Consider the following 12,873-nt stretch of genomic DNA (forward strand, 5'->3'; position numbering starts at 1 on the left):
CATTCTCCGGAAAACGGACGATGAACCGAAACAGGAGGCGGCCGCGCCTTCGGTGAAGGCGGCCGCGTCCCTGTCGGATATTCCGGCGGCTCCCTTGAGAAGCCGGGATTTTGCCAAGAACTACCGCAGTATCCGCCACAATTTCTGTCCGGATACAGAGGCTGTTCTTAAGGCAGTGGCACAGGCGGCTGCCCCGGATCCGGAGATGGCGGCATACAGCACCTTATTAAAGCAGCTGAACGATAAGCTTACCTTTAATATCGTATTTACACTGACCGGCCTGAAACCATCGGATCAGGAGGAAGTGCTCCGTTCGGTTCTGGATGTGCGGGAACAGACCGTGCTTCAGAAGTTCTTAGATCAGGGCAAAGGGATGGATATCATCGCATTCCGGGAGTGGATCCGCGGTGAGAGTTTCCTGAACAATCCGGAACCCGTGCTTTATATGGCCAATGCAGCAGAAGCTCCCCAGGGTGCTCATGCGGTTTATGAAGAAGAGAATATCTGCGAGGGCGTGCGCGTCCTGCAGTCCGGTAAGATGTACGATTACAGCCTATAGGAGGGCATAAGATAACATTATGGCAAATTATATGGAAGAAATGATAGGTAAAAAGATCGCCGCGATCCAGAACGGCAGCAACGTGTACAGCGCGGGCCGTATCACGACTGTAAAAGAGTATATTCTGGAAGCAGACGGACTGGAAGATGTGGCTTTTATGGAGCGTGTCATCATCGGTGGACATTCCGAGGGATATGTTAATTCCATCGGACGCGGCAGCGTGAAGATCTCCGTGGTACGCCGCGGGGCACCGATCTATGTAGGAGATGTGGTGACAGCCACCGGAGAAGAATTCAAGGCGATGTATTCACCGTCCTCCGTTGGACATATCATCGATATATTTGGTACAGAATGTCTGCAGGATGCTGTGTTTGAAGATGCAGTTCCCATCGAGATCGAGAAAAAACCGATTCCGATCATGGAGCGCGGTACTGTAAAACGTCCGCTTCTGACCGGTATCGCTGGCATTGACCTGTGCTATCCCATCGGTAAAGGACAGAGACAGCTGATCATCGGAGACAAAAAGACCGGCAAGACCCAGATCGCACTGGATGCCATCGTGAACCAGAAGGGCAAGAATGTCCTCTGTATCTATGTGGCCATCGGCAAGACCAAGAAAAATGTGAAAGAAGTATACCAGAACCTGATGGCCCGCGGAGCCATGGAACATACCATCATCATGGCAGCTTTCAATGATGAGATGCCACCGGTGCTGTTCCTGACACCTTATGTGGCAGCTACCATCGCTGAGAATTATATGATGGAGGGCCGGGACGTCCTTCTGGTGATCGATGACCTGAAGCGTCATGCAACGGTACACCGCGAGATCTCCCTGCTTGCCGGTATGGTTCCGGGCCGTGAGGCATATCCGCCGGATGTTTTCTACATCCATTCCAGACTTCTGGAGCGAGGATGCCAGCACAGAACCGGCGGTTCCATCACCATTCTTCCCATTGTTGAGACCAAGGGCGGAGATATCACCGGATATATCCCGACGAATATTATCTCCATCACAGACGGTCAGATCGTTCTGTCCAGAAAGAATTTCGATAAAGGACAGAAACCGGCGATCCAGTACGGACTTTCTGTATCACGTCTGGGCGGAGCAGTTCAGGATGCACCGGTTAAAAAGCTGGGTGCCAGAGTGCGCCGGGAACTTTTAAGTTATCTGGAGACCCGTGAGGTCTATGAGATGGCGAATATGGATGAGATGAGTCAGGAGATGCGCGACCGTCTGAAACGAGGCGCAGAGATTCTGAAAGGATTGAACCAGCAGAAATTTGCACCCCAGGCGCCGGAAGAGTTCCTCACGAAATTCAGTCAGATCCTGGGAGGCTGATATGAGCATAAGAAATATCGTAAAAGTTATGAATTTCCATGCACTGATCCGCGTGGACAACGCAAAGCGCAAGGCAGACAAATACCGTATGATGCAGAAGCAGCTTCAGCAGATGATGGCTTCCATCCTCTATAACCGGAACCTGATTCTGGACAAGAAGCTGCTGCAGCCGGATCCCTCTGCCCCGGTCTGGAATATCTATCTGGGCAGTGATTTTGGCTTCTGCAACAACTACAACTCGCTGGTCAATGAAAAGATTTCCAAGGATCATGAGAACAAGAAGATTCTGATCGGACGCAAGCTTCACTGCCGGGATAAGGAAAATATCCTGTTTTCCTCTACCTGCGCGGAATTGGAGTACCGGTTTGATGAATTGAAGGAACTTCTGGGCGAGGGGATCCGGGGACGAAAATGTTCGGAGATCAACATCATATACAATGAATATGTGAATACGACGACGATTTATTTTAAAACGGAGCGTATCTATCCGGTTGAAACCAGTGAGGAAGACGGATATTACGATGACTTTGCGATGGAAGAAGATGCAGGTAACCTGCTGGCAGACCTGACGGCATCTTATGTAAACTACGAAGTGATGCTGGCGGTGGTAAGCGGACGTGCAGCGGAAAACGTGCTGCGTCAGAATACAACCACGGAATCCTTAAAGAAGATCGATGAGATCGAGGAGGAGAAGGTCCGGGCAGATCGCCGTGAGAAGAACAACAAGGAATTCGAGAAAATCATAGATAACTACGTCAAGAACCGGGCGTATAAGTAGGAGGAGAGTCATGATAGGAAAAATCATTTCCGTGTCGGAGCTGGGAGTAGAGATTCTCACGGACGGCACCGGCGTGGCAGAGCGTGATATGCTCTACACGACAGTAGACGGGGAAAGACGCCATTTTGAGGTCTGTGACGTGGCTGGAAGCGTGGTAAATGCAATTCCTTTTGAGAGTACAAAAGGCTTAAAGCGCGGCATGGAAGTAGAGAAAGCAGAGTATGGTCTGACGATGGAGTATTCCGACCAGATCTTAGGACGTGTATTTAACCCCTACGGCGGCATGATCGATGAACAGCCTCTTGACAGTATCTGTCAGAAGAATGTATACCAGTCAAGCCCCAGCCTGTCCCAGATCGATGCCAATGGAGAGATCCTCTGGACCGGCATCAAGGTGCTGGATTTCTTTGCACCTATGAGAAAGGGCTTTAAGATGGGTCTTCTGGGCGGTGCCGGTGTCGGCAAAACCGTATTGATTAAAGAGCTGATCCATAACGTATACCAGGGACTGGGTTCCAACTCTGTCTTTATCGGTGTCGGTGAGCGTTCCCGTGAGGGTCGTGAGCTGTATGACGAGATGACAGAGGCAGGACTTCTGGATAAGATGGCCATGGTATTTGGACAGATGGGTGACAACTCCGCATCCCGTTCCCATGCCATCTACAGTGGTCTTACACTGGCTGAGTATCTGCGGGATGAGAAGAAACAGGATGTGCTTCTGTTTGTCGACAATATATACCGTTATGTACAGGCTTATTCGGAGATCAGTGCCATGATGAACCGTATGCCCATCGAGAACGGTTATCCGGCAACCATCGAGATGAACGTCAGCGAGGTGGAGGAGCGTATTAACTCGACTCCTCATGGTTCCATCACATCCTTCCAGGCGATCTATATCCCGGCGGATGATGTGACGGACGAGGCGGTACAGACCATCATGCAGCATCTGGACGGACAGGTAGTACTGTCACGAAAGGTGGCAGAGAAAGGTCTCTATCCGGCCATTGACGTATTTGCAACCACATCAACTCTTATTGATCCGGAGAAGGTGGGCGAGCGCCACTATCATCTGGTGGAGGAGTCCATCCGTTATCTGGCACGTTATGAGGAACTGGAGGAGATCATCGCAGTTCTGGGTATCGAAGAGCTGTCCCAGGCGGACAAGGAGATCTTCTATCGTTCCAGAATGCTGAGAAACTACTTTACCCAGCCGATGTTCGTAGCGGAGAACTTCACTGGTATTCCGGGTGAGTTCGTAGCCATCGAGGATGTTCTTCAGGATGTGGAAGATATCCTGAATGGTGTCTACGATGACGAGGACGAGGCTGCATTCTATATGATAGGTAAATTCCATGGAAGAAAATAAAGAAAACAAAGAAGAAATGGCGATTCATGCCAGTGTGCTGAGTCTGTCCGGTGGTATGAAGACCTATGAAAATGTGTCTATGGTCCGGATCGTCAGCCGCGACTACAACATTCTGATTCTGAAGGATTATATGCCCACCATCGGTAAAGTAAAAGGCAGTGTACAGATCGTGGGGAAGGATATTATGGAGAGTCTGGATGATATCGAAGGATATTATGTATTCCGGCAGAATCAGTTCGAACTTTTGATAGAAGAGGATATGTATGTTAAATGATGCAATGCAGATAGTTCTGCAGTTCCGTGTATTTTTAATCGCAGCGATCATAGTGGCGCTGGCGATGGAGATAGCGCTGCTTTTTGGCACGAAGCACTTTGGATGGCAGAGAAAAAACCTGTGGATCTACCGTTTTTTCTTTGGCCTGACAAGGCCACAGTGCTGTTTTCTGGCAGCTTCCTGGCTCTGGCTGCTTTTTACGGCAACCAGTGCCCTCTTTGTCGTGGATATGCAGCTGTGCCATCTGGCGATGCTGCTTCTGTTGTCGGCGGCAAAGTTCACGGCCTGGAAGCGGATGCAGATGCTGCTTCGCGATTTATTTAACAGTGTATTGCTGTTTGCAGCGATGATGGCAGAAAATCTGCTGCATTCCTATCTGCTGGAGACACGTTTTCAGTTTCCGATTTTCATCATTCTGGGACTTCTGATTGTTTTCATCATTCTGTATGCGCTTTACTTTACCCTTCGCGATATGTATCTTCTTGCGAAGGATCGGGCGATGAACCGACCGGTGGCAGAAGAGAAACCGCCGCGTGAAGAAGATGCACCCGGAGAAGATGAAACACCGGAAAATGGAACGGATGAACCCAATCAGACAGCGGATGAAAAGACAGACGGCGACAGCAGACCAAAGCGAAAGAGAAGAAGGCGGAAAAGACAGAACCAGAAAAAACGGCTGTTTTATAAAAAAGGAACAGAAACAGGAGGTGACAGGCAGTGAAAGAAAAAAGAAATCGAAAGTTGAGAATCAATTATGGAGGCAAAATTCAGCTTCAGAAGCTGCTGTTTCTGATTCCTATTGTGATTATTATCCTGGTATTTATTATGTACCGGGAGGCAGGCGCGTATCGGGCGGAGGAGAAATTGTATACCTATATGGGAGAGGTTCAGACGGAATATCCGGAAGGAACCAAATTCCAGCGGACCGATGATGCTACATATCTGAAAAACGCCGGTGGCCAGAGCATCAGTTCGAGACCTCTCTATATGGGAAGTGACGATAAGATGCTTCTTCCGGTGCCTTATGCCTGGGTACAGATGAATGTGGGAAATGCCGCGATGTACCGCCTGGAGACTTTCTCCACCGCAGATATCAGCACCGGTTCCGTCGTACTTAAAGATCAAAAAGATGTCCGGGAAGGTGCAGGCGGTTTTCTCTTTGACGGGGAAGGAACCTATATCTTTCTGGAGCCGGCTGAGATTGACTGGGAGGATGATTCCATCGAAGTGCCGGCCATGTCATTTGCAGTGGTACAGTATGGACAGACGCTGAATCTGCATGTGTACGGTGAAGATTCAGCCCGTTTGATATCCATCAATGAAAAAGAAGTGAAAGCATCCTTCAAAAATGGAGGATCAGTGAATCTTGGAACCAACAAGCTGTGGCTTCCGAACGGAACCTGGCTGCTTCTGTTTACAAAACCGGAGCTGCTTCCAAGAATCAATGAAATGAAGTAAGGGGGAGCAGAGCCTTGAAACGAATCATTGCAGCGATAGCAGTTCTTTTATCGGTTATGTGTTTTGCATACGCATACCGGCTGCAGGTACTGGGCATGATCCAGACAGATGTGGTGGCGGTAAGTGACCGCAATCTGGCTAAAACCCTGCAGAAAGGTGCCGACGGTGATAAAGAGCCGGATCCGGTTACCCTGGAGAAGTTCCGGGCCGGTGACACGGTATACCGCCGGGGCAACAATCTCTATCTGGGCCCGAAGAAAGAACGGATCCAGGGAGAATATCCGTTTTATACCGGTGATGGTACCGGTATCTGGTATTTTCAGGCCACAGGAAGCCTGATGACCGATGATTTTATGGAATATGAGCCTTATGCTGGCCTGTTTGTCAGTGACGGTACGGCCTTTGATGACGAAGGTGTAGGCCAGGATGAGGATACATATATATTTGCAAAGTTAAACAATGGTCTGTATATGAATACAGTTCCGATCACGATCCGGAGCAACGGGCTAGACCATGCCCTGCGCCTTGGATCGCTCATTTGTTTTCGGGAAGATGACCTCTCTGCTTATGGATACGCAGGGGAGCGTCTGGTTTATTCCGATCTGAAGAATCTTGGATCTGCGAAGGTTGTGATCCGAGATAATACTTACGATTATCATTCCTTCGTAAGACTCATCGGTGCAGTCCACGACCCCTCTGAGTCGGCGGCAAGAGACGAAAAGCCGGAGGAGACTATGGCAGCAGAGGAAGGAATCCGCAGCGAAGCCGATAGACATACCGGTTCCGGACAGTCAGAAGGTGATGGAGCAGAAGAGATGGAAACAGAGGACGGGGACGACTCATCAAAGGATGGCTCCGGAACCGATGGCAGCGGCTTTGAAGATACGGATGAACTTCTCGAAAATACACCGGAAGAAGAAAATGACAGCGATACCGTTTTCTCCAGTGAAGAACTGGATGCAGAAGGTGCCAATCAGCCTAACGAAGGAGATTCCTTCCAGGGAAATGGTGAGTCAGTCAGCCTTCCTAATGCCGGAGGAGGCAGCGGAGACGGTTCTGGTTCTTCTGGTTCCGGTAATACACAGGGAAGCGGTTCCAGCAATGGAAGCAGTGAGTCAAATTCCGGTGATCATTCCGGCAGTGAAAACGGCGGCAGCTCCGATTTTGATCACGGTGGTACCCAGGGGGGAACCGGTGCCGGAGGCGGAAGCAGTGCTGGAGGCGGAAACAATAACAGTACCTCCGGAGGCGGCGGAACCGGTGATGATATGGGAACCGGCGGCGGTGATCACGGCGATTCGGAAAGCGGCGGAAGCACCAACGGTGGTCACGGAAGCAGCGGTAATACCACAGAAAGCGGCGGTACCAGCGACGGCAACGGCTCCAGCCATGGAAATGTCCGAAAACCAGTGGTTTCTTTCACAAATGCAAAAGCAGATGTATATAATGTATACGGCGACCTGGAGATCCAGGATCCGGATATGCGTCTGAAACGTGTAGTGCTTCGTGTTTACGAAGAAGAGAATGGTCAGGAGAAGAAACTGATTACCCGAAAGAACTTTAAAGCAAGAGGCAGTATTAAGATTCCGAACGTAAAACCGGATACCAGTATTCTGGTACAGGGTACCTTTGTCTGGTTAAATAAAGATGGGGTGAAAGAGACAGAGGAGTTCATGGAAGATATTCCGCTTCATACTCTTTCGCTGGATCATCTGGCACCCTACACCTTCAGCAAGGAACAGGCAGTTGATTTCTATGCAGATAAGATTAAGATTCCCAATATGCAGATGACCAGCAGCCTTCCATCTGACATGCTTTATATAGCCAGAGGCAGCGTGACGGTCCTGAAAGACGGAAAAGCAGTGACGGATGAACCACTTGCGCTGGCAGGTACGGATATCCGAAGCCTTCGTATGGGCCAGAAAACAACCTGGAACTCAGATGCAGTACTTAAATCCGGCACGAATTATACCTGGGAACTGAAGCTGACAGACCGTTTCGGCAATGAACTTCCGTGTACGAACCCGGAGGAGCAGAAGGGAAGCGCCTGGACCAGTTACCGGGCACCGACCGCTTCGGTTTCCCTGATCACGAATGCAGTCGGCAAACAGCAGATGCGTATCTCCATCGTGAATGAAGATAAACAATATATCAATCTTCGGGACGGATATATCGTGCTCTGCGATCCGCAGACCGGAGCAGAGCTTTCTATGTTTGAACAGGTCGGTGATGATCCGGCTACCAAGATTCGCAGAAAAGTAGATCTGAGCCAGGATATGCTGACAGAGATACTGGGGGATCTTCCATCCGGACGCAATTTCCGTATGGAGATCCATGGAACCTACGATCTGAAGGATACAGAACCGGCAACAGCAACAGAAAATGCTTTGATAGGACAGACCACCTTCTACACAGCGTCTATCTCAAATCTTGGTAAAGCAGCCTATGAGCTTACAGTTCCGGAAGACAGCATCACAGCGTCTTCTGCGACTGCACGGTTCCATCTGACCAGCAATACCAATGAGCAGCTGATTCAGCTGATGTCACGGATCAAGGTGGTACTCTCTAATACAGAGACCGGAAGCAGGGAAGTGGAGCTGAACCGCTCTGAATGGATGAACAAGAAAATTGCACAGCTGAACCGGGATGGAGAAGCATATGTGCTGACAGATGCTATCCCGGAGGTCGGTATTCCCCAGGTGGTACTCCATTATCTGGGAAATGACCCGGAAGGCACCAGTGTGTGGGATGCAATCTGTGCTTATGCCACCGTGGAAGTGCGGTATCCGAAGGGAAAATTTAAATCAAAAACCAAGTATGACGTAAGTATTCAGACTACAGTAACCCAGGCCAGTGATGAATACGATGTCAGTGCAGCTGTTACGAAGGCTGGATTCCAGACACTGAAAAAATCTCCACAGATTCAGTGCGGAGAGCTTTTGGTTATCTCGGATTTTGCAGAGCTTTACAACTTCCGGATAGATGATCCGGACGGCACGGTGACAGATGGAAGAATCAATATGCGTCTGTATGCCGGAGAGCGTCTGGTAGACAGCCGTATCATAGAGACAAACCGTACCTACAGTGCAGATAATACATCCGATGAAGATCTGATGATTTTCCGGAACCTGACCAATAACATGAGTTATACCATCGGTTTTTATGCATCCGAGTATAATGAATATTTTGATGATTCCCGGAAAGAAGAGAACTATGAGTTACCGAAGGAAAACTGGCTGAAGTTTACAACCGGTGCCGGAATCAGCGGTAAGATGGAACTTCGTGACCTGTCAGAGCCGGAGAATAACGCCCAGACAGCTGCGATCCGGGTGATTTTCAAGGATCCGGAGAGCGATCTTTTAAAGAGTTTCACAGGTGACGAAAAGCCGGAGTATCTGCTGGAGTACCGCAAGGTACAGGGACTGGATGTATCAGATGCAGAGCTTGCGGAGGCAGAGCCGGTAACGGAGCACCACGAGCTTGAGGTCACGGATGGTTCCATCGAGCAGGTTGACCAGGTGTTTAATTACAGTGTCGATCTCTTCACAACTTATGAGATTCGCCTTTTGGTGGAGGTTAAGGGACATAAGGTCCAGCTGGGCCGGGTGAAGTTTGAGACGGGTGAGAAGATCTACACCATCTCAAAAACCGATGACCTGAAACTTTTAAGTCAGCATAAAGATAGCAAATTTATTGTCTTAAATGATATCACGAGTACCGGAACCGGTGGTTATACTGGTTCTGACACGGAACCGTTCAATGGTCACCTGGACTTCCAGGGCTATACCCTTACCTGGAATACAACGGGAAGTTCCCGGTTGTTTAGCACTCTGGGCGGCCGAGGCATCGTGGAAAATCTGGAACTTAAGTATACCGGTGTGGCATCTGGACGATCAGGTGTGTCCGGGCTTGTTTATGATAACTACGGAACTGTTCGCAATATCATTGCTCATGTAGAGTTTAAGGGACGTTTTCCGATTTATCATGGTGGAATCGTCTACAACAACCGGCGGAGCGGTGTCATCGAGAATTTTGCCGTGGAACTTCCGGCCAATGGCCAGTATGTAGGAATCGGTTCCGGCGGCGTGACGCGAGGCAATGAAGGAATCGTCCGCAACGGTTATGTCTATGGAGGAAGCCTGATCACAGGAAGCGGTGTGTATGGAGGCGAGATGGGAAGCCGTTCCTCGAACGGATGTATCACCGGATCCAACTCCGGAACCGTGTATAACTGCTTCACCTTAAGCCAGGTGCAGATCGAAGAGGGAACCAGTATGAATACGGTCGGCCTGGCGGTTGGTTCCAACTCCGGCCGCGTCCGGAATGTGCTTTCAGTGGGTGATATCTATAAGTATGGATTCGAAGATTATAAGCAGACCGATCTGGAACCCTTCACACTTTACGGCGGAACCGTCGGATACGGTGCCGGTATTGTGCAGGACACCTATATCCTTTCAGAGCGGGGCGAGACCTATGGAAAGGATGGTAATGCAGTCTATAAGACGGCAGAACCTATCGAGACCCGTACGCTGCGTTCTGCTTCCTGGCATGAAAAGTGCTTTAACAGTGAGGGTGCCTTCGAGGTAGAGAACATGATCAAGGCGGGCTATTACCCGCGCCTGAACCTGCCGGATTCCCTGAAATCCAAGCAGGATCTCATCGGTCTTCCACTGGTGGGCATCAGTTCCTATCCGGATATCATCAGTAGTGAGGTAACAGAGACGGGAACGGATGATCAGGGCCGTGATTATGCCCTGGTGAACCTGGAGTTCTATAATCCCAATGGTTATGAGATCACCGGCCTGGATGTGAAAGGCCTGACGGCAGAGATTCAGGAGGGACAGGGAGCAACCGAAACCAGCTACAAGGTAACGGTAAAGCTGATGGAGCCGACGATTTTCCGTTCCGCCTATACCGTTACCCGGGTTTACTACCGCGGGGCAGGTTCCCTGACGATCAACCAGTACGATTATACAAATCGATCCATTCTGGCCAGCTTCTTTAAGCCTATCAGCAAATTAAGCGAATGGAAGACCATCAAGGATGATTTGGCTGGAAACTACAGGCTGAAAAATGATATTGATTTTTCGGGTTCCTACAGTGATGATGTGCGTATCCGCGGTACCTTTACCGGTACTCTGGACGGTGATGGCCATACACTGAAGAACCTGCAGGAGATTCAGTACGGTTCGGTCTTTGAGACTATCAGTAAGGGAACCATCGAGAACCTGACGGTGGAGGGCCTGAAACTGTCATCAAACCATCAGTCAGCAACTCTTCGAACCGGATTTGCCGGTACTATGAAGGATTCCGCTTCCATGGATCATGTCTTTGTGGTTGGAACGGCTGGATATGACACCGTAGATGTATATGGATACGGTGGAGTACTGGCAGGAGAGATGAATAATGTCTCCATCACAAACTGCGGTGTCCGTGACATGGAACTTGTGAGTCAGGAGATTCAGAAGAATACCCTGTATCTCGGCGGACTGGCAGGTTCTCTCAGTTCAACGAATGTTGCAAATTCTTATGTACAGGGAACTACCATCACGGCAGATGCCGGATATACGGCAGCCGGTATCGGCGGACTGGCAGGTGTACAGGGCTCTGGATCTCCGATTGAAAATGTCTATGTCCAGGGAAGCATTCACACCAGTTTCCAGAATGCAGGCGGTATCGCCGGAACCTCTGGTTCCCCTATCAAGAAAGTCTGGAGCTATGTGGACATCAACAGTATCTCAGACAATCTGGGCGGTATCGTCGGAAAGCTGACAGCCCAGGTTTCTCTTGAGAGTCTCATATCCCTTGGCAATATATATACCACCAGCTCCAATACAGGTGCATCTGGTGCTGTCCAGCGTATCGTCGGTACATCCGGTATCTACCGGTATACCACCAGAAGAACAGTGGGTTACAGCGGACAGCTTCTGGGTAAAGAAGCACCGGCGGCAGAGCTTCGGGATGTAAACCGACTGTCTTCTCTTGCAGAACTCTGGACGAAGGTTCCATACCGCGATTATGCGGTGCTGGGTGCCTCCTTTGACTTAAACGGAAGGCAGAGCGGCGAAGTCTGCACGGCGGAGAACGGAGTACTTCCGATGCTGCTTGATACAGAGGGTGCACTCCTTGCATACCAGGAGCCGGTGAGCCTTCCGGATCCGTCCCTTGCCCTGAAAGCAGAGGGAATGAAGGATGAGACAACCGGAATCTACAGTGTGCGTCTGACGGTCGATGGGTTTTATGATAAGCCGAACCAGAAAACACTCTATGAGGTGACGAAGGCGGAGGCACCGGGACTGGTGCTGCTGCCGGAGGCAGAATCAGCACCGAAGGATGAGATCAACCCGGACGGAAGCCTGATTCGAACCTATGAAAAGATAGGAATCGAGTCTTATCTGGACAGCTACCAGGTGACAGTTACCCTTCAGAAGGCAGAGGGAGGTGCCAAACAGGTTCTGACCGCACCGCTTTCCTTTGGAAGCACTCCGCTGTATCACGATATTGCAGATGCACAGCAGTTTAAAGACGTGATGACAAAATATGGCCAGAATTATGAGAACTTCCGTATCACGGGAGAGATCGATCTGAGCCAGGTTTCGGATGTACCTTTGAACTTAAAGATAAACCGTCTGGTGGGAGCTGGTTCGGGCCATACGATTTCAAACCTTTCCTACCAGATTCAGAGTCAGGGACAGTCTCTGTTCCAGGTTCTGACCGGTACCATGGAAAATCTGACATTTAAGGATATGACGGTTACTTCCGCATCCTCATCAACGGTCAGCGGTGGTGAAAACGTCGGCCTTATCAGTATCAACCAGGGCGAGATCCGCAATACCTCTTTTGAGAATATCGCGATCACGGCCCCGTCAAGAAGCCAGAAAACGGGACTCATCGGAACTAACATGGGTACGGTGAAGAATGTGAATCTGAAAGATATCCGCATCACGGTAACCAGTTCCTATGCCGGCGGTCTCTGCGGCTTCGCAGCATCCGGCCGGATCGAGGACATCACAGCGACCGGCACGCTGGATCAAAACGGAAACTATCAGTACCGCATCGCAGGCGGAGAAGGCAATTCCGGTGGTCCGAGCCATATTGG

Annotated in this window: 7 protein-coding genes and 1 pseudogene; all 8 read left to right on the plus strand. The window is 50.0% G+C overall.

Annotated features, from left to right (window positions below):
* Positions 1–559 (plus strand): hypothetical protein (locus QVO97_RS08165; protein WP_288189389.1); only part of this gene is annotated, 559 nt, incomplete at its 5' end.
* A 19-nt stretch (positions 560–578) separates the two neighbouring features.
* Positions 579–1,898, plus strand: a complete 1,320-nt coding sequence (locus QVO97_RS08170) for an ATP synthase subunit alpha 1 (RefSeq protein ID WP_022359855.1) — start codon at positions 579–581, stop codon at positions 1,896–1,898.
* Position 1,899: 1 nt separating this feature from the next.
* Positions 1,900–2,676 carry a F0F1 ATP synthase subunit gamma gene (locus QVO97_RS08175; RefSeq protein ID WP_022359856.1) on the plus strand — a complete coding sequence of 259 codons (777 nt, stop codon included), beginning with the start codon at positions 1,900–1,902 and terminating at the stop codon, positions 2,674–2,676.
* A 10-nt stretch (positions 2,677–2,686) separates the two neighbouring features.
* The gene (gene atpD / locus QVO97_RS08180; RefSeq protein WP_022359857.1) at positions 2,687–4,042 is read left to right on the plus strand and encodes a F0F1 ATP synthase subunit beta; all 1,356 of its coding nucleotides are present in this window, start codon (positions 2,687–2,689) and stop codon (positions 4,040–4,042) included.
* Complete coding sequence (locus tag QVO97_RS08185; RefSeq protein WP_022359858.1) at positions 4,029–4,316, plus strand: hypothetical protein; 288 nt, start codon at positions 4,029–4,031, stop codon at positions 4,314–4,316. Before atpD ends, QVO97_RS08185 begins: the two co-directional genes overlap by 14 nt.
* Entirely contained in the window at positions 4,306–5,037 is a 732-nt protein-coding gene (locus QVO97_RS08190; RefSeq protein ID WP_022359859.1) for a hypothetical protein, read from the plus strand. Before QVO97_RS08185 ends, QVO97_RS08190 begins: the two co-directional genes overlap by 11 nt.
* Entirely contained in the window at positions 5,034–5,774 is a 741-nt protein-coding gene (locus QVO97_RS08195) for a hypothetical protein (protein WP_022359860.1), read from the plus strand. Before QVO97_RS08190 ends, QVO97_RS08195 begins: the two co-directional genes overlap by 4 nt.
* A 14-nt stretch (positions 5,775–5,788) precedes the next feature.
* A pseudogene (locus tag QVO97_RS08200) lies at positions 5,789–12,873 on the plus strand (hypothetical protein); the annotation flags it as partial.

The sequence above is a fragment of the Clostridium sp. CAG:43 genome (assembly GCF_000434655.1).
GTDB lineage: Bacteria > Bacillota > Clostridia > Lachnospirales > Lachnospiraceae > Otoolea > Otoolea fessa.